Source organism: Tissierella praeacuta (assembly GCF_040396155.1).
Lineage (GTDB): Bacteria > Bacillota > Clostridia > Tissierellales > Tissierellaceae > Tissierella > Tissierella praeacuta_A.
In genome coordinates this window covers 1-19,837 of record NZ_JBEBOY010000046.1, presented here as the reverse complement: position 1 = coordinate 19,837, position 19,837 = coordinate 1, and the positions used below count along the sequence as shown (strand labels likewise).

At 29.6% G+C, this 19,837-nt stretch carries 20 protein-coding genes and 1 tRNA gene; 4 read left to right on the top strand and 17 right to left on the bottom strand.

From position 1 onward, the window contains the following. Positions 1 to 131: 131 nt before the first annotated feature. From ABWP20_RS16000 to ABWP20_RS15975, 7 genes are all read right to left on the bottom strand, one after another. On the bottom strand, positions 132 to 974 hold the full coding sequence (locus ABWP20_RS16000; RefSeq protein WP_353097153.1) for a serine hydrolase: 843 nt from the start codon (positions 972 to 974) through the stop codon (positions 132 to 134). Between the two features lie 30 nt (positions 975 to 1,004). Further along, complete coding sequence (gene alr, locus ABWP20_RS15995) at positions 1,005 to 2,168, bottom strand: alanine racemase (RefSeq protein ID WP_353097152.1); 1,164 nt, start codon at positions 2,166 to 2,168, stop codon at positions 1,005 to 1,007. Positions 2,169 to 2,209: 41 nt separating this feature from the next. Beyond that, positions 2,210 to 2,920: a gamma-glutamyl-gamma-aminobutyrate hydrolase family protein gene (locus ABWP20_RS15990; RefSeq protein WP_353097151.1), complete on the bottom strand. Its 711-nt coding sequence runs from the start codon at positions 2,918 to 2,920 to the stop codon at positions 2,210 to 2,212. Between the two features lie 519 nt (positions 2,921 to 3,439). Next, positions 3,440 to 4,102, bottom strand: coding sequence for a Type 1 glutamine amidotransferase-like domain-containing protein (locus tag ABWP20_RS15985; RefSeq protein ID WP_353097150.1), 663 nt, complete (start codon positions 4,100 to 4,102; stop codon positions 3,440 to 3,442). A 503-nt stretch (positions 4,103 to 4,605) separates the two neighbouring features. Then, positions 4,606 to 5,004, bottom strand: coding sequence for a methyltransferase domain-containing protein (locus ABWP20_RS18510; protein ID WP_503012550.1), 399 nt, complete (start codon positions 5,002 to 5,004; stop codon positions 4,606 to 4,608). A 3-nt stretch (positions 5,005 to 5,007) separates the two neighbouring features. Beyond that, positions 5,008 to 5,223 (bottom strand): hypothetical protein, encoded by a 216-nt coding sequence (locus ABWP20_RS18505; RefSeq protein ID WP_503012549.1) that lies wholly within the window; start codon positions 5,221 to 5,223, stop codon positions 5,008 to 5,010. A gap of 14 nt (positions 5,224 to 5,237) precedes the next feature. After that, positions 5,238 to 5,630, bottom strand: a complete 393-nt coding sequence (locus ABWP20_RS15975) for an ArsR/SmtB family transcription factor (RefSeq protein ID WP_353097148.1) — start codon at positions 5,628 to 5,630, stop codon at positions 5,238 to 5,240. 874 nt (positions 5,631 to 6,504) lie between these two features. On the opposite strand from ABWP20_RS15975, the gene ABWP20_RS15970 reads away from it, so the two are divergent. Both ABWP20_RS15970 and ABWP20_RS15965 read left to right on the top strand, forming a co-directional pair. Further along, the gene (locus ABWP20_RS15970) at positions 6,505 to 7,041 is read left to right on the top strand and encodes a hypothetical protein (RefSeq protein ID WP_353097146.1); all 537 of its coding nucleotides are present in this window, start codon (positions 6,505 to 6,507) and stop codon (positions 7,039 to 7,041) included. A 91-nt stretch (positions 7,042 to 7,132) separates the two neighbouring features. Next, positions 7,133 to 7,774: a hypothetical protein gene (locus tag ABWP20_RS15965; protein ID WP_353097145.1), complete on the top strand. Its 642-nt coding sequence runs from the start codon at positions 7,133 to 7,135 to the stop codon at positions 7,772 to 7,774. Positions 7,775 to 8,007: 233 nt separating this feature from the next. On the opposite strand, the gene ABWP20_RS15960 is transcribed toward ABWP20_RS15965, so the two are convergent. From ABWP20_RS15960 to ABWP20_RS15935, 6 genes are all read right to left on the bottom strand, one after another. Continuing rightward, positions 8,008 to 8,104: transfer RNA gene (locus ABWP20_RS15960), tRNA-Sec, on the bottom strand. Positions 8,105 to 8,195: 91 nt separating this feature from the next. After that, entirely contained in the window at positions 8,196 to 8,891 is a 696-nt protein-coding gene (locus ABWP20_RS15955) for a response regulator transcription factor (protein WP_353097143.1), read from the bottom strand. Between the two features lie 24 nt (positions 8,892 to 8,915). Then, entirely contained in the window at positions 8,916 to 10,829 is a 1,914-nt protein-coding gene (gene selB / locus ABWP20_RS15950) for a selenocysteine-specific translation elongation factor (protein ID WP_353097142.1), read from the bottom strand. Positions 10,830 to 10,832: 3 nt separating this feature from the next. Then, positions 10,833 to 12,254 carry an L-seryl-tRNA(Sec) selenium transferase gene (gene selA, locus ABWP20_RS15945; RefSeq protein ID WP_353097140.1) on the bottom strand — a complete coding sequence of 474 codons (1,422 nt, stop codon included), beginning with the start codon at positions 12,252 to 12,254 and terminating at the stop codon, positions 10,833 to 10,835. 19 nt (positions 12,255 to 12,273) lie between these two features. Beyond that, a complete protein-coding gene (gene selD / locus ABWP20_RS15940; protein WP_353097138.1) occupies positions 12,274 to 13,308 on the bottom strand; it encodes a selenide, water dikinase SelD in 1,035 nt (344 codons plus the stop codon). 12 nt (positions 13,309 to 13,320) lie between these two features. Beyond that, positions 13,321 to 13,932 carry a helix-hairpin-helix domain-containing protein gene (locus ABWP20_RS15935; RefSeq protein ID WP_353097137.1) on the bottom strand — a complete coding sequence of 204 codons (612 nt, stop codon included), beginning with the start codon at positions 13,930 to 13,932 and terminating at the stop codon, positions 13,321 to 13,323. Positions 13,933 to 14,063: 131 nt separating this feature from the next. Between ABWP20_RS15935 and ABWP20_RS15930 the strand changes: the two genes are divergently transcribed. Then, a complete protein-coding gene (locus ABWP20_RS15930) occupies positions 14,064 to 15,332 on the top strand; it encodes a D-alanyl-D-alanine carboxypeptidase family protein (protein ID WP_353097136.1) in 1,269 nt (422 codons plus the stop codon). Between the two features lie 32 nt (positions 15,333 to 15,364). Here ABWP20_RS15930 and ABWP20_RS15925 read toward each other — a convergent pair whose 3' ends face one another. The 4 genes from ABWP20_RS15925 to ABWP20_RS15910 all read right to left on the bottom strand — a co-directional run bounded on the left by ABWP20_RS15925 (position 15,365) and on the right by ABWP20_RS15910 (position 17,668). Beyond that, entirely contained in the window at positions 15,365 to 15,610 is a 246-nt protein-coding gene (locus ABWP20_RS15925) for a DUF2933 domain-containing protein (RefSeq protein WP_353097135.1), read from the bottom strand. Between the two features lie 103 nt (positions 15,611 to 15,713). After that, positions 15,714 to 15,953, bottom strand: a complete 240-nt coding sequence (locus tag ABWP20_RS15920; protein ID WP_353097133.1) for a double zinc ribbon domain-containing protein — start codon at positions 15,951 to 15,953, stop codon at positions 15,714 to 15,716. Between the two features lie 36 nt (positions 15,954 to 15,989). Next, complete coding sequence (locus ABWP20_RS15915; RefSeq protein ID WP_353097132.1) at positions 15,990 to 16,133, bottom strand: LDCC motif putative metal-binding protein; 144 nt, start codon at positions 16,131 to 16,133, stop codon at positions 15,990 to 15,992. 152 nt (positions 16,134 to 16,285) lie between these two features. Next, on the bottom strand, positions 16,286 to 17,668 hold the full coding sequence (locus ABWP20_RS15910; protein ID WP_353097130.1) for an L-cystine transporter: 1,383 nt from the start codon (positions 17,666 to 17,668) through the stop codon (positions 16,286 to 16,288). A 361-nt stretch (positions 17,669 to 18,029) separates the two neighbouring features. On the opposite strand from ABWP20_RS15910, the gene ABWP20_RS15905 reads away from it, so the two are divergent. Continuing rightward, entirely contained in the window at positions 18,030 to 19,307 is a 1,278-nt protein-coding gene (locus tag ABWP20_RS15905) for an IS110 family RNA-guided transposase (RefSeq protein WP_353097129.1), read from the top strand. Positions 19,308 to 19,837 lie beyond the last annotated feature (530 nt).

The following is a 19,837-nucleotide window of genomic DNA, read 5'->3' as shown; positions in this document are numbered from 1 at the left end:
TAATTATTGTATCGTGTTAAACTTTTTGTGTCCATACTTATATACTAACACCAATGTTTCTCCTATTTTAATCAACCGATTACTAAGATTACATATCCCAAGGTTTATCTAATTGTTAATTATCATTTAAATTATTTAAAGTGACCTTTCAATCCTATATATTGATCAAATATTAATCTACTTACCTTTCCACCAAATCTATAAGATTCATGATCATTATAATATAGATTATCTATAAAATCTTTTGTAAATAAAGATATAACATAGCCACCATAAGGTGTATATACTATACCTCCATCATTTCTACAAGCATCCATGCTGCCGCTTTTTGAAGCAATGGAAATTAACTCCTCATCACCAGTATTTTCCGCATCTAAGAAATATTGCGGTAAATCTCTTGTTAAAATAGTGTTATAATGTTGATTTTTAAATATACCAATCATTTCCTCACAAATTTCTTTACTCCAAAGTTCATTATTATATAATAATTCAAAAAATCTTCCATAATCTCTTGGAGTAGTAGTTCCTAACTTATCATACTTTTCAAAGTCTATCTTATTATGAAGAATTGTATCCTTAAGTCCTAAAGCGAAGCAGGTATTGTTTATATTATCTATTCCAAGTAAGTCTATTAAAACATTGGTAGCAATATTATCACTAATTATAATCATAAGTGTTGCAAAGCTTTTAGCTGTCATTTCCACTCCATAGTCTAAATCCCTTAGTATGCCACTTCCAACTACATAATTTTCTTTTTCATATTTTAAGATTTTATTTGCATTGATTTTCTTTTCATATATTTGCCTATATAATTCTGCCAGTACAAAAACCTTAATTGTACTAGCTGTTTCAAATTTAGTATCTGAATTAACCTCTACTATATTTCCTTTAAAATCATTTAAATACAAACCCATCTTTCCACTGAAATTATAAACTTCGGCATTGATTCTTGACTCTAATGACAACTTATCCATGGCAACCTCCTTATTATAGTTAAAATATAATTAATCTAATAAATAGCCTACAATATCTATTAGATTAGAATCCTTTATATATACTCTTGGCACTCTCCTGCTGATAACACTAAGCACCTCATTTCTATTTGTATCTGCTATTGCAGCAATTTCATCTATACTTATATAATTCTGATAATCCCCACCAAATAGAATAACCATATCTCCCTCTTTAGCTTCAGGTATATTGGTTAAATCTATCATACATTGATCCATACATATCTTACCAATTATAGGTGCCCTTTTGCCTTTAACACTTACTTCTCCTTTGTCTGTAAGACATCTCATATATCCATCTGCATATCCTACTGGCAAAGTACCAACTACACATCTATCTTTTGCAATATAGTGATAATCATAACCTACACCTTCGCCTTTTTGAATTTCTTTAATCTGAGATATTTGTGTCTTAAATGTCATAACCAACTTTAGAAATTCTTCTTTAATTGCCGATGGTTGTACTCCATACATGAATGAACCTAATCTTATCATATCAAGATGGTATTCTGGATATTTCACCATACCTATGCTGTCACAGACATGTTTAATAGGTATATGAATACCTTTATCTTCAAGTTTATGAATAATCTCTATAAATAAGTCATATTGTTTTTTGTCAGTTTCATATGTCTTTAATGCAAAATGTGTAAATATCCCTTCTAATTTTATATTTTTTAGATTATATATCTTTTCTATTATATTTATAATACTAGAATTGATTTTTAAACCAAGTCTGTTAAATCCAGTTTCAATCTTTATATGAATTGTAGCTTCTTTATTCAGCAATTCTCCGATTTCAGACAATCTTATAGCTTGCTCTAAACTAAATATTGTAAGAGTTATATTATTTTGTACAGCAAATTTTAACTTATCATTAGAAGTATGTCCCATTACTAATATTGGAATATCTGAATAATGTCTCCTAACTTCAATTGCCTCCGTAAGACATGCAACTGCTAACATATCTACATTATTTTCAATTAATGTCTTTGCTATATGTATGGAACCATGGCCATAGGCATTTGCTTTTATAACTCCAGCTATTTTAGTTTCTGGCTTTAACATTTTTCTTGCTTGAAATAAATTGTACTCTAAATTAGAGAGGTCTACCTCTATCCATGTATTTCTCATTAATAAATCAGTAGAACAATCCAACGAACATCCCTCCTAATTTAATTATCTTATTTGTCATATTTCTATTTAGATTGTGCTGCTGATATAAATGCTTTAAATAAATCTAAAAATTGAGAATAACGTTCTGATAGACATTCTGGATGAAATTGTACACCAATTAAAAATCTTTCATCTGTGGCTTCTATAGCTTCTATTATTTTATCCTCAGAAAATGCAGAAATAGTTAGATTTTTTCCCAATTCCTTTATTGATTGATGATGATTGGAATTTACAAATACTTTTTCTGATTTAAATATATCATATAGCTTAGTATCTTTATTAATATCTATTGAATGATATAGTTCATCTTTTGATATTCCTTTAGGATTATGACCTAAGGTATCTGGAGTTTGCACATATATATCTTGATATAAGCTTCCTCCTAAAGCAATATTTGCCAACTGATGTCCTCTACATATTCCCAATATAGGTATTTTTCTATCATATGCCTTTCTAAATAATCCAAACTCATATTTATCTCTTATGGATGATATTTCATTTATTTCCCTTAAAGGATTTTCATCATAAGTTAAAGGTGAAATATCTAATCCCCCAGTAAAAAGAATACCATCTATTAAATTTAAATAATAATCATAATCATTCTCGTCATAAATAATTGGTATGCTTACTGGTATTCCACCTGCAGCAAATATTGAATTAATATAATAACTATTAACAGTATGAAATCCCTTTTTCTCTGTTTCAAAAGTTGTTATTCCGATAATTGGTTTCAATTTTATTCCCTCCATTAATAAATTCTAAATTTAATATAAGCAAAATTTATGCCATCTAAAACATTGTTTATATTTTAGTATTGTAGATTAAATCATTCTCTTGGAATAATTAATTCAACTGTATCTTGCAATAACTCAAACTATATCAATAGAAATTTATATATATAAATATAAAATAGGATTTTCTAATCTTTTCCTTATATTAGGAAACCTTCCTTGTTTTCGCACTATTTTAGAAATGATTTTATCCATGTCTATCAATATGCATTTATAATATTATATATAAGCAATAAATACAATAACCATCTTTATAAAACCAAAAATACCGTAAAATTCATTTCTGAATAATACGGTATCTCAATTAAATATTTAGTTTCTTACAACATAACGTTTATTATAAATATTGTGCAAGAAACTTACTATAGATTATGCTTATACTTTATGCGACCATGACCTTGCCTGTTGCAGAATCTTTGTATAAAGAGATTAATTCAGTTAAGCCATAGCAACTCACTACAACTAAAGCGTTTCATCCAACTTCTGAGTCTTTGAGTTGGAAATTAAATATACATTGCCTAAAATGTCGATTTTGTCTCCCTTTACGCGTACAGCACAATCTTTGTTCGACGCATAAACATTTATTTCTTCTGATAAGAGAGATAGTTCAACTTGAATCTGCTCAATGTTATTTTCAAGATCAAAATGAGACAAGACAGAAAAATTGTCAAGGCCGATACCATCGCAAATAGAACTTATTTCACCTTTATAGCCAGTGTATTTCGAGCATAACCATTTAGCGGACATGTTTATCGCACCAGCGCTTGTTCCCAGCACAACGGCTCTGCTTTTTTTAATCAAATCCGACAATCCATATTCAATCAAAATACCGTTCTGTTCAACGATATTTCCACCCAACAAGAAAATGACCGAAGCATTTTGAATTAATTTTTGTGCCTCTCCCTTCTGTACGCCATAATCAATTAAATAATATTTATCAAACATAATGTTGGCCTGGTCAAGCCACGAGCGTTCAGTGGTACCAACTTCCTCATCTTCATAAAGAAATGGATTCGCACTAATCATAACAAGAGATTTCCTATCAGTTATATCCTCATGCAACAACTTAACCAGCTTCTCAGGAAAAACATCGTTAAACCAACCTAAATAATAGTGAGTTCTCATAAGTACCTCCGTAGTAAAGTTTATATAATACAAATAATCTGTAGTTCGCCTTATTATACGACTATGATCTGCTTATATGATATATTGTAGCATACATATCATATAACACCAATAAATTTATGGAAATACTTTACTTTTTAATACCGTATTATTCAGTTTTCAATGTTCGGCGTTCTCATCTCAATTTCTGATTATTCCCTTATATAAATAACTTTAGTTAGTTAAAACGCAACACAAAAACACCACAAAATTCAAATTTGAATAATGCAGTGTTCAAATAAATCATTCAATTTTTAGTCATTATGTTAAATAAAAATACAACATAAATTCTATAATTTTATTGCTTTTATTGATGCAGACATAATATATTCTCCAACCTTTAAATTATGTGCCCATTTTTCAGCATATTCCTCTGATACTTCTTGGGTTTCAATGCTAATATTACTAAAACCAGCCTTTTCTAAATATAATTTTAATTCTTCAACTGAAGATGCCCCAGTAACTCATCCACAATAAAGGTTCTCATCTTGTTTCATTTCTTCTGTTAATTCTCTAACAAGAACTATATCAGAAATAGCAATTCTACCACCATTTTTCAATACACGATAAGCCTCATTATATATCCTTTGCTTATTGGGAGATAAATTTATAACACAGTTTGAAATAATTACATCTGCAGTATTATCTGCTACAGGAAGATTTTCAATTTCTCCTAGTCTAAAGTCTACATTTCTATATCTATACTTTTTAGATATAGATCTAGATTTGTTAATCATCTCTGGAGTCATGTCAACTCCAATAATATATCCCTTAATCCCAACTTTTTTGGAGGCTAAAAAACAGTCGAATCCCCCTCCACTTCCGAGGTCTATAACGGTTTCGTCTTCCTTAAGATTAGCTATTAATTATGGATTTCCACAACCTAACCCCATATTAGCTTCCTCTGGAGCAGTTGATATTTCTTCATTAGAATATCCAATCTTACATGATATCTCTATTGAAGATTTATTAAGCTTAATACCTCCTCCACAACAACCATCCTCTTTTACATTTCCTCTAGCTATTTTACCATAACTATTACGAACAGCATTTCTAACATCTATCTTTTTAAAATCGCTCATCTTTTTTGCCTCCATTAATTATTTTTGCATTTACAATTATTTTCACTATTATATTTATAATCTCTCAAATTTTCACAAGTCATTCCACTATTTTTATATTTAATTAAATTTTCTATATCTTGATTACATATGTCTATTTTATTTAGTTCATTCTCTAGAAGTTCTTTTACAAATGGAAATTGTTCCAAAGTTTCTTCATTTAATTTATAATATATCCATTGAGCCTTTTTTTCATATACCACAATCCTAAGTGTACTTAACTTAGTGAGATGTCTTGAAGCGTTTGATTGTGTAATCCCTAGTATATGCTCAATTTCACATACACATAATTGTCCATCTTTTAATAGATTTAATATCCTAATTCTATTTTCATCACCTAATGCCTTTAATATTTGCACTATATCCATTTCATATCTCCCTATATTTTTATATATCTTTATGATTATATTCGCTTATACTCATATACTATGCTTATTGACTAAAATTGTCAATAAGCAATTTTATAATTCATATGAAATATTCTTATTTTCTAACACCACATTATTCAAATTTTAATATTTGCATCTTCACTTTTAATAATTACGTCGCATAAATAAAAAACTGTTCATCAATAACTAAACTCTCTTAAACTCGCTATACAATTCCTTTAATCTTTCCCTCAATATATCAAGAACTCTATTTTTCATTTCCGTATTCAAATGCAACAATTTAGAAACCTATAATAAATTTGTTCTTAGTATACAAGGATAATCATAAGATAACCCAAGAAATAAGATGAAAGTAATTAAAGCTATATGATTAGAGAAAATACAAACAGGAATAAATTACTATAGTTCAATAAAAAACATATTTTATATGCAGTATAAATATTATAAATATATTTCTAAAAGAAGGGGCCAAAAACACTAAAATAATAAAAACAGTTTTCATTTCATAATGTCAGTAAATCTGTTAGCAACTGGGATACTTTGGGTTACTATGAATATAAAATTTGATAGACATATGTCTATCAAAATATGACTAAGGAAGGATGTTTATGAAATCAAATTGTTTTCACAATACAAATTTACTTTGACCTTATCTTTAAATCAAACAACAATTGAGGTAAATTGTTGTTTGATTTAAAGATTATTAGAGTATACTTTCAAGCTCTTTTTATATTCTCACCTTGATATTCAACATATACTCTAGTATGATTATCCGTAATAGGATATTTTAAACAAACTTGAAAGCTATTTCATTTTGTAACTACTTATTTGTTATTGAAGAAAGGGGATAATTATGAAAAAACAAATTAGAATTTTCTCATTTATTTTGCTAATTGTATTTGTGTTTGGATCTATTACTACTGTTAATGCGGAAAGTATAGTAGATGAATATATAGATGTTGAATTAAAATTGAATGATGAAGGTAATTATGAAGGCGAAATTGAATTATATCTTACTGATCCACTGCAAAGGGATATGCATGGATTAGCAAGTGCTAATGTTGGTTCTGTAAAGTTCTATATGGATAAACTTGACTCTGAAATATATGATCTTTCGTTGTATTTTAGCCTTTCAAATCGTTATCAAGCTATGGCTTTTAATGGAACTATTCAAGTTAGAGATGGAGCAATTAATACTGACATATTACATGAAGATGACTATTCCTATACTTTTAGAAACATGTTAAGCTCTGGTACATTTCATGTAGATACTATTTCTTTGCCTGATAGATTGCATTATCAAGTTAGAATTAAATCAGGTGGTTTTGTGGTTCATACTGGAGAATTTGCTGTAGCAGGTAATGGATGGTATAATGTATGGCCTAAATAATATACTTAGATGTTAAGACTCAAAATATAAAATTAGAAAAACAGTGAATATATATATTCACTGTTTTTCTAGATAACTAGGAGAAAAAAACATGTCTAATATAAAAGAGTATAATTACAATGATAAGTTTCAAGTTCATGAAGATGTATTTTTAAAAAGAATTGAAAATCTTATAAATAAGTATTCTAATAAAATTATATTTGATAAAAGGAATTATCCTGAAATAATAAAATATCTTGAAGAAAATTACTCTGTATATAATATGGATTCTAAAGAGATAAAAAAATATCAATTTTATGAAGATATAGATATTTATTTTAAAAGTGCCGAAAAAGCATTTAGAAATGAACTAAATAATATGTATATAAAATATAATTTAGATATAAAAAAATTAAAAATTTCAAGATTTGTTTTAGATACTAAATCAGATAGAAACAATAAAATATTTTTACATCTAAAAGAAAAAAATAAAATAAACTACAACAAAAATCATTTTTTATACGTATATGTATTTATTGATAATATAACCGGACTAATTAAAAGCAGGTCAATTGAACTAGAAAATGAACTATATATTTATAGAGGCATTAATGAATTTGATTACAAATATATAACAAATGATCTTATAACATTTTTACTAGCAATTGATTATCCAAATCTTAAAAAGTTAACTTACATAAAGTCTAAACCTAGTCAAAAAGACCTACATCTTTATAAAAGAGACTGTGATTAATTGTGCTTAAGTCTATAGACTAGCACTTAATTCTCTCTACATATCTTTCTTTAGCATGATTGGTTATATCCATATTAATCCCCCTTTTTCTTTAGTTCTCTAATTTCCGTTTCTTGCTCATTAGCAATTTCCACAAGTTCATTAATTTTATCTACTGGCTCGCAAGACAAAAATATAAGAGTTATAAAATAAACCAAAAAATAAAAAAAGCGACCTAAGTCGCTAATAATCAATGGCGGGGATATGTGGGAATCGAACCCACCCAAGAAGCTCTTAACCCCTCGCGCTGGTTTTGAAGACCAGAGAGCCCACCAGGACTCATCTACCCCCAAGGTATATGCAATTTTGCAACTATTATATTATAGCATATCGACAAAATCTGTCAAGGAGTACTTTTATATTTGTGTAAGAAATTACCAACTTATAACTTAGAATCATTAAAATAATAGCCAACTCCCCATTTAGTCATAATATATTGTACATCAGATGAATCCTTCTCAATCTTCTCTCTAATTCGTCTTATATGAACATCTACTGTTCTTAAATCACCATAATACGCATATCCCCATACTAATTCCAATAATTCTTCTCTCCTGAAAACTTTACCGGGATTTGAAATAAGAACAAAAAATAAATCAAATTCTTTTCCAGTTAAGTTTATATTTCGATCCTTTATAATTACTTTTCTGCCTATTGTATTGATTGTAAAATCTTTTATCTTTATTACTTGGCTATTTAACTCAGTTAGTTTATAACCCACTCTTCTTAATATTGCCTTGATTCTCGCCTTTAATTCAAGAATATTAAAAGGTTTAACAATATAATCATCTGCTCCATATTCAAGAGCTAAAATCTTATTGATATCCTCATTTATCTCAGTTATTACTATAATTGGAACTTGCGAAGCATTTCTAATGGCTTGACAAATATTCAAGCCATTAGAATCTGGTAATATTAAATCTAGTAATACTAGATTATAATTATTTACATTTATTCTTTCTACAATATCTTTACCATTATATATTGCATCTATAACATATCCGTCTTGTTCAAGACTATATCTCAGCCCTTTTACAAAAGATTTATCACTGTCTAATATTAATACTCTTTTTTCCATTCTCTCACCCTTGTATCCATGGATTTAATCATCTATTAAAATCCTAATATCTTTATCTCTTTTTGTTATTTTCACATGGTCAAAGTATTCAAGAATGGCAAGGGCTACCTTTCTATTTGTATTTAATAAATCTCTATACTCACCTATTGATATTGAATCTTTATTTTCAAAATGTCCTTTTAATTTCTTTAAGCCTAAATCATATGCATCTTTAGAAATATATACCTCTTCATTTAATTTTATAATATCCCCACTATTCAATAGTGAAACAAAGACTTCATCTATTTCATCTTTCTTTCCACCTATTATAGATTCTAAATCCTCTCTTCTTGGTGGTTGATATAGATTCTCTTTGAAATTTTTTAATATATCTTGACTTATTTTTAATTGATTAGAATCAAATACTATTTCAAATCCACTTATTGAAATATTTTCAAGCTTTTGATCTAAATAACCATTTTCAATTAACAAGTCTATAAACGCCTCTGCAACTTTTGGTTTTGCATTTTTTAAAAATCTACTTCGAATTTCTTCTTTTGGCATTCCTGCTCTTAAAGGATATTTGGAGTGAAATCTTCTAAGTTCCCCTAAAATTTCATCCTTAGTCTTATTGAAATAATTTATGTGAATTATATGCAAATCCTTAGTAAGAGGAAATGATACAACTCTTTTTTCTTCTTTAAGCTTGTTTACTTCTTCTTTAAGGTTTTCTTCTAACATAGCAGTAAAAACAGCAATTTCCTTTGTTGTTGGAAACTCCTTAGATTTTTCTTCAATGATATTTTCGATGATATCTGTAGAAGAACCCATCTCTTTAATCTCCAATTCTTTTATGGCTTTATCATCAAACCTCTTCTTTTTATTTGGATTAGGCTCTAATACTTCTCCTCCACCAATTGTAAACATAGGAGAATAAAATCTAATTATAAATTTATCTCCTCTTTTAGCCACTATTCCTTCTTCTAACCTAAGCTGAGCATATGCTTCTTCACCAGGACCTATCTCTTCCTTATCTAACAATACAATACGGCATAGAACTTCCTTTGTGCCTATATATAGTCTTAACCTTGTTCTATTATTAATATATCTATCAATATTTTTCAAAAGCTTAATTTTTACATCAAGCATCATAGTATCCTTCATTGAATCAACAGGGGCTATAGTATCTCCTCTACTAATATCCTCTTTTTTTAATCCTGCTAAATTAGCAGCTACCCTTTGTCCCCCATAAGCAATATCAGCATCCTTATCATGAACTTGTAATGTCCTTATTCTAGCTTTTTTGTCTCCGGGAAACACCTGTACTTCATCCCCTAACTTAAATTTTCCAGATAACAAAGTCCCTGTAACTACAGTTCCAAACCCTGATATTGAAAATACTCTATCAACTGGCAGTCTAGGCATATCATCTACATTTTTATCTTCTAGCTCAGCTGCATCTTTATCTATAAGATTTATAATTTCCCCTATGCCTATTTTAGTAGTAGAAGAAGCTCGTATTATAGGTGTATTTTCAAGAAATGTTCCTTTTATTTCTTCCTGCACTTCCTCTTCAACCATATCAATCCATTCACTATCTACTAAATCAGACTTTGTAAGAACAACGAATCCTTTTTTGATTCCTAATAAGTCTAAAATATATAAATGTTCTAATGTTTGAGGCATTATACCTTCATCTGCTGCTACAACTAATAAAACAATATCTATACCTATGACTCCTGCAAGCATATTCTTAATAAATTTTTCATGGCCTGGCACATCTATTATTCCCGCCCTTTGCCCAGATGGTAAATCAAAATAGGTAAAACCTAATTCGATAGATATTCCCCTTTCTTGTTCTTCCTTTAGTCTATCTGTATTTCTGCCTGTAATAGCTCTAATTAAAGTTGTTTTTCCATGGTCTATATGACCTGCTGTTCCTATAATTACATGTTTCATTTATTAAACTCCTTTAACCTTATTTAAAGCAAAATATATTCCTTCCACAACAATATCAAATTCTTCTTCCTTAATTGTCCTTAAATCTAAATACACTCTATCTTTATACAATCTAGCAATAATCGGTATATGAAACTTTCTTAAATTATTTTCAAATTCTTGAGTACTCAAGCTGTGTAAAGTAAGCACTATACACTTTGTAGCTAATTTCTCTAAGGGTAAGGAACCTCCTCCAACCTCTGAAAAATTATCTTCTATATTTATTTTTAAGAAATCATCAGAAATTTTCTCTTCTAACATTGATTTAAGTCTTAGAGACTTCTCCTCTATTTCTGCCAAACTCATAACAAGCATAGCTAATGTAGGAATTTCTCCAACTGCTATGCCTTCATCAAGATAATATCTCAAAGTTGCTTCAAGGGCAGATATAGTAAATTTGTCTACTCTAAATGCTCTTGTCAATGGATTTCTCTTCATAGCCTGAATATATTCCTTTTTTCCCACTATAACTCCTACCTGTGGTCCTCCTAAAAGCTTATCACCACTAAATGTTACTATATCAACACCTTTTTTTAGAGATTCTTGAACTGTGGGCTCATACTCTATACCATATTTAGATAAATCTATAAGAACCCCACTACCTAAATCCTCTATTAGAGGTAAATTATATTTCTCCTTTAATGGCAATAACTCCTCAGAATCAACATTTGATGTAAAGCCTAATATTCTATAATTACTAGTATGAACTTTTAATAAAGCTCCTGTATTTTCATTTATTGCATTTTCGAAATCCCATACATGGGTTTTATTTGTAGTTCCAACTGCAACTAAAGATGCACCGCTTTGTTCCATTACATCAGGTATTCTAAAGGAACCACCTATCTCAACTAATTCACCTCGAGATACTATTACTTCCCTATCCTTAGCCATAGTACTTAATACAAGCATTACTGCTGCTGCATTATTATTAACAACCATGGCCGCTTCTCCACCAGTTATTTCAGAAATTATTTCTTCTAAATGGCTATATCTAGAACCTCTTGCACCAGTTTCTAAATCATATTCCAAATTTGAATAGTTAACTGCTATTTCTTTAACATTTTCCATGATTTTTTCATTGATTAGTGACCTTCCCAAATTAGTGTGAATTACTACACCAGTAGCATTGACTACTCTCTTTAATTTATATGCATTCTTTTCTTCTGCTCGCATCTTTATCTTAATATCAATACATTGGATCTCTTTTATTATTTCTTCTTCTGAAATTTTCTTTTCTTTGATTTTTAATCTAAGTTCTTCTGTTTCCGCCCTTATACTATCTAATACAATTTTCCTCGGCATATATCTTAGTAGTTCCTTTATACTATCTTTATCTAGTACTTCGTCTACTTTGGGTATTAACTTAAATAGGTTTTTTTCCGACATATAATCCCTTCCTTATTTTCTATTCTACTACTACGTAATGCTCCTCTTTTTCACATACCTCTCCAACTACTGCATATTTAGTAGGAATTGATTTTAATTCTTCCAATAACTTTCCTTCTCTTTCCTTTGGAATAGATATCAAAAGCCCTCCAGAAGTCTGAGGGTCAAATAGAATATCTTCTATATCCTTTGGAACGTATTCATTAATATATACATTGTCTCCTGTATGACTTCTATTTGCATAAGCACCTGCAGGTACCAATCCCATCCCTGCATATTCTAATGCATTAGATACTACTGGAATATTCTTATGGTTTATCTTTATGGTTACAGAGCTGCCAACAGCCATTTCTAAAGCATGACCTAATAGTCCAAACCCTGTTATATCTGTAAGGCTATTAACTCCACCTACACGATCTATTACCTCTTTAGCATACTTGTTTAATGTAGACATTACCATTACTGCTTCATCATAGGTAGCCTTATCTGCTAGCTCACCTTTTATTGCAGTATTTATAATACCTAAACCCAATGGTTTAGTTATTACAAGTATATCTCCTGGTTTAGCATTACTATTTGTAAGGACTTTATCTGGATGTACAAATCCTGCAACTGATAGCCCATACTTAGGCTCATCATCTTCTACTGTATGTCCTCCTACTGTAATAGCTCCTGCTTCCTTTACCTTATCATATCCTCCCCTTAGTATCTCTCCTAATATATTTGGATTTAAGCAACTTGGAAAACATACTATATTCATAGCTAATTTTGGTTCACCACCCATAGCATAAACATCGGATAAGGAATTTGTTGCTGCAATTTGTCCAAATGTATATGGATCATCTACTACTGGAGTAAAAAAGTCTAATGTCTGAATCATGGCCAAATCATCATTTATTCTATATACAGCCGCATCATCAGATGTATCTAATCCTACTAATAAATTTTCATCATAAGTTTTTGGTAAATGGCACAAAACTTGTGCCAATATATCGGGTCCGATTTTAGCTGCTCAACCAGAACTCTTTGTTAATTGAGTTAATTTCTTTTCCATAACTACACCTCTTCATTTTACTATTATTAATTCTTTTATACCTTCAAATTTTTTATCACCTATACCAGAAACATTTTTAATATCATCAATACTTTTAAATGTATTTGTTTCTCTATATTCAATTATTCTTCCTGCAATAACATCTCCTATACCTGGCAAAGATACTAACTCCTCTTTAGTACAAGTATTTATATTTATTTTACCAGAATTTTCTTTAGAGTCAGTAGTAACTATTGCATCATTTATTAATTCTTCACCAATCTTAGGTATATATATTTTCTCTTCATCTTCTAATTTCTTTGCCAAATTTATTTTATCTATATCAGCATCTTTTTTCAATCCCCCAGCTAAATTTACTGCATCTATTAATCTACTCCCTATTTCTAATTCTATTATTCCTGAGTTATAAACCTGTCCACTTATATGAACCATAATAATCTTATCCTCACTATCCATTACATTATCTTCTTTCATGTCTATTGTATCTTCAGAACTGCTAATTTCCATGATATCATCCTTTGACTTAATTATGTCCTTCATGAAAATTTTGAAACATAAGGTAAGGATAATTATAAAAACTATTAATAGTATAACGATTTGTTCTCTCTTTGTAAAGGAATCCATATTTATATACCCCCTAAATATATTATTATTTGTTAATATTCGATTTATTTTTTCTATTTCCTTCTTTTAAAAATATTTACACTTAATTATTTATTGTTTTTCTGGTATAATCTTATTATCAAGATAAGGTGGTGGATAGTTTGAAAAAAGTTTTAATTTTATTTATTTTTATATTCTTGCTTAATACATACTCCTTTTCTTTTGCAGAAGATTTAAATCTATCTGGAGAGGGAGCTATTTTAATCGATACGGATACCTCAGAGATTTTATATGAAAAAAATTCACATTCTCAACTTTATCCTGCTAGTACTACTAAAATTATGACTGCAATACTTGCCATTGAAAATGGCAATATGGAAGATATAGTGACTATTGATGAAGAAGTTGTTAATTTAACCAGTGGCAGCCATATAGCTTTAGAACCAGGAGAAAAGCTATCATTAGAACAGCTATTAAATGCATTATTAATAGAATCTGCCAATGATGCAGCCTTTGCCATAGCAAAGCATATTTCTGGAAGTATAGAAGCATTTAGCAAGCTTATGAACGAAAAAGCAAAGTCACTAGGGGCATTAAACACCAATTTTATAAACCCCAATGGTTTACCTAATGAAGACCATAAAACAACAGCATATGACTTAGCATTAATTGCTAGATATGCAATGAAAAATGAAAAATTTAGGTCTATAGTTAAAAACTATACGTATATAATTCCTGTAACAAATAAAAAAACTGAACAGCGATATTTAAAATCAGCTAATAAAGTTTTATACAGCAATGAAAAAATTGACGTAGATGGAAAACTTGTACCTATTAAATATGACGGAGTAAATGGTGTTAAATCAGGATATACAGTAGCTGCTCAACAATGTCTTGTCATATCTTTAGAGAAAGACGGTCATAATCTTATAGCAGTAGTATTGAAATCCAATGGAAAGAATATTTATTCTGATATTCATAAATTATTAAACTATGGAATTGAAAATTTTGAAAATATAAATCTTGGCTTTGCTAATAAGTTTATTGACAATTTTAAAGTAGATAATGGAGTAGTGCCTTTTGTATCTGGTGTTACTAAAACAGATTCCCATTTTATAATTAGAAAGGGACAGAAAGATAAGGTACAGGAAAAAGTTATAATGGATGATTTAAAAGCTCCAATATCAAAAGGACAAACAATTGGTAAAGTTGAATATATTTTAGATGGAAAGACTATTAGTGAAACTGATATTATCTCTACTATGGATGTAGAACCATTACCTAATCCTAGTCTTTTTAAAAAGATCTTAAGCAAATGGTATATACTTTTAGCCGTGATTCTTATAGTTGTAAGAATAATAGCCATAAATAAAAAGAAGAGAAGACTGAGGCGAAGAAGAACAAGCTTATATAGAATATAAATAAACAACCTAGTTAAATTTAACTAGGTTGTTTATTTATATTTTTTAACATTTCCTCCATGGCAACTTTTATTACCATGTCCCATCATAGCCTTCATCATGAATATATGCATTAAAGGGCATATAAGGAACATTGAGAAAAATGGTAGTCTTGATAAAAATTGACCTCCAATATTAAAATATCTTAATCCTGTAATTGCAATTATGGGAATTAGACAAACGAATAACATTAAAATCATATGTTTGCCACATCCATGTTCATGTCTATTATTTTTCATAATTTCTACCTCCAATAATTTTTATAAATATATTTTTTATATCAATAACTAATATATTTCATGACTTAAGATTTGAAGCATAGTCTAATTCAATATTATTAATTCATTGCGTACCCTTTTCACAAAATGGGCAGTATCTCCAGTCTATATCTATTAATTTTCCGCAGCAATCACATACTTTCTTAATTTCTTCTTTACAATATGGACAATATAAGAAATCACTATCTATTTTCATTCCACAATTTCTACATTTCTCATCTCTACTATTTACATATGATCTTTCTTCTTTCCTAACAATTAAATAAATAATAATTGATAGTATTATATATGGTATCAATTTCAAATTAGCCACTTCCTTGATATTGAGAAATAGTCGAATCTAATTTGATTGAGATGTTTTCTTACTTGCTTGTACTGTATTTGTTTTTTTACCTAGATGACAACAATCCAGTGATTCTGAACCAAAGCTTTCCTTATTTGCTTCCTCTAGTTTATTTAGCCACTTTCTAATTAACTTTTTCATTATCCAGTCCTCCTGGTAACCTTATTTATTTTCAATCTTTAATTTTGCAATTATCATGCCAATATTAAATCCAAACAAAAGCAGGTACATAAATCAAAATGTGTAGTATATACTACACATTTTGATTTATAATTGTCCTAATTCCTACATTGTTATCCTTCTATACTTATTTCACCATTATATACTTCAGTGTTTAATTCTCGCATAAGCTTGCTTGAAATAAGTCCTGCTACAATTGAATCACTTACATTAACCATAGTTCTAGCCATATCGATTAATGGTTCTATCGCTATTAGTAACCCTACTAATCCTACTGGCAAACCCATTGCTGATAGAACTGTTAAAGCTGCAAATGTTGCTCCTCCTCCTACACCAGCTATGCCGAAAGAAGATAAAGTTGTAACTATAACTAATTTAATTAGAAAAGCTGGAGCCAATGGATTGATACCAACTGTAGGCGCTATCATTACTGCAAGCATTGCTGGATAAACTCCTGCACATCCATTTTGCCCAATACTAGTACCTAATGAAGCCGATAGATTTGCATGCCCTTGAGATACCCCCATTTTCTCTACTTGAGTTTCTATGTTTATTGGTAAAGTACCAGCAGATGATCTGGAAGTAAATGCAAACATTAAAGGTGTTGCTGCTTTTTTTAAATAAATGATCGGATTTATTCCAAATACTGCTAAAATCACTAGATGAATAATAAAAACTGTTAATAAAGCTACATATGAAGCCATTACGAAGTTTAGGAGTCTTAGTATTTCAGCAAAATTGCTTGTAGATACCATTTTCGTCATAAGTGCCAATACTCCATAAGGTGTCAGCCTAAGGATCATAGTAACCATACGCATTACTACATCATGAAGAGACTTTATAATCTTAGTAAAATTTTCAGCTGATTCTGAGTTTTTCTTTCTTATACCTATGGTAGCCAACCCTATAAATGTTGCAAATACTACAACAGATAAAGTAGCAGAACTACCTTGACCTGTCATTGAATAAAATGGATTAGTTGGTATTATCTCGACTATCTGCTCCTGGATTGGTTTTGATTTGAAATCTTCTAAACGAGTCTCTAGATTTACAACTGCTTTTTGTTCATTTTCTCCAGATTGAAGGCCTTCAGCAGAGAGCTTAAATATATTAGCTGTACCTGCCCCAACAAAAGCTGATATAGCTGTTGTTACTAGTAAAATAACAATTATTTGACTTGCCATTTTGCCTAAGTTCTTAGAATCTTGATTTATTATAGCAGATGTTATTGAAACAAAGATTAATGGAATAACAATCATCCTAAGAAGTCTTACATAACCTGTTCCTATAATGGAAAACCAAGTACTAGACTGATTCACTATATCAGATGATGCTCCAAAAATTGTCTGAAGTACTGCACCAAAAATAATTCCAAAAGCCATTGCTAGAAGAACTCTAACTGTAAAAGAAACTCTTTTTTTCTTCAAAAATACTAGACCATAAATAATTGTTAACATAATTATAATATTTATTATTACTGCAAAATTTGTATTCATAACTACACTCCTCGTATAATATGTTTAGAATCACTTTTTATTAAGTATTCTAAGCATATTTTTATATTTTTAATACAATTTTTATTTGAGATATCCTAATGCTATAATTAAACTACGAATAATTAGCAAAGGATAATTCTGCCACTCCTTGCAAAGCCATATGGTTATTGCTTAAAAAGCATGCTTCCTGACTTAGTCATCATAATCTTCTAACACAGATGCTGCATCTCTTTGACTAGACCAACAGCAAGGTAATTTTCAGAGATGAATGCTAATAGTGCGAGGTTGAAGTTAGTGACTAAGATTAGGATATCTCTTTTACTAATTGTTCCCATACCATCTTATGAAAGGCGGTGATAATATGAAGAACAATATTTTATCAACTTTGTTTGTTGGTATCGATGTTAGTTCTAAAACTAACGTCTTATGTGCTCTCGATTTTCAAGGCAATAAACTTCTTAATTTAAAAGCTGCAAATAACAATCCTGGTGCTGTTTCTATGTCAGAAAGCATTCTGGAATGTTTGATTTCTAATAACCTCAATTTTGTTGTTATTGCCTTAGAGTCTACTTCTATTTATAGTATTCATGTGGCTAATTTTCTATCTTCACATGAGGGGTTATCCTTCTTTGATCCCAAAGTGTATTGCCTTAATCCTAAGACTATTGTCAACTACAGAAAATCTTTTGTAGATATGGACAAAACTGATCCTTTAGATGCATATGTTATTGCTGACTTTGCTAGATGTGGAAGAATTTGCTCCTCACCTTGGCGTGGTTCACAATTCCTTGCCTTACAAAGGCTAACACGTCATAGACTACATTTAATTGAGTGTATTACACGTGAAAAAACTTACATGGTTTCTAACATATACCTAAAGTTTAGTCAATTAGCTGTTTTAGATAACGATGATAGACCTTTTGCTGATCGATATGGTGCTACCTGTGCAGCGGTTTTAACTGAATTTTTATCTTTGGATGATATTACCTATTCTTCCATTGAAGATTTAGTAGCTTTTGTCAAGGAAAAAGGTAAAAATCGATTTGGTGACCCACTTGAAACAGCTAAATTATTACAAAAAGCTGCAAGAAATTCTTATCGATTAGATGAAATGCTATACGAACCTATTAACGTTTCAATAGCATCCTCTTTTAATCTAATAAATGCTTTTCAAAATGGAGTTAAAACTATTGATAAAGCTATTGAGAAAAACATTAAAGGTATTAACACTAATGAATATCAATCTTTAAGATCAATTCCAGGTATTGGTCCTGTTTTAGCTAGTGGTATTTTGGCTGAAATTGGTTCTATTAGTGCATTTAATTCACATAATGCCTTAGCTAAATATGCCGGCTTAACTTGGAGAACTAACCAATCAGGCGATTATACTTCTGATGATACTAATATGACTAAGACAGGTAATACCTATCTTAGATACTATTTAATTGAAGCTGCTAACAGTGTTAAGAACCATTCACTAGAATACAAAGAATTCTATACTAAAAAGTTTGATGAGGTGAAAACTCATCAACATAAACGAGCACTTGCACTTACCTCTCGTAAATTAGTACGTCTGATTTTTGGATTGCTGACTAAAAATCAAGTCTACTCCAACGATAAAGTTGGAGAGACACAATAGAATAATTTCAAGTTGATTCCAAATATTCCCAATATTCTAGTTGTATATCTAGCATCACCTCCCAAAATTACTATTTTTATAGAAAATAAAAAAACTCCTACCTCTGATAACTCAGAGGCAGAAGTTTAACTCCGCGATCCCACTCTGTTTAGACAAAATAATAGTAATAATGCCTATCTCTTTTCCAACACTAACATGTTGTATCTCGATAACGGGAGATTCCGTAACAGTCTACTATTATTCGACCTAACATTCATAGGGGCACTTCAATTAAGCTTATGCATAGAGCTTTCTCAACCTAGAAGCTCCTCTCTGTCTACTCTACATAATTTACTTTCCCTAATCGCTATGTTTAATTCCTATTAAATTACTATGTTTTATATATCATAATACTTTATATGAAAAAAATCAAGATATTTTTTTATATTTATATATTATTTTATTTCCCTATATAATGTTCATATAAAATATTATAAATTTAACCTGTTGTGCTAGTAAATTTGAGATTAGATAAATTTACCAATTATTTT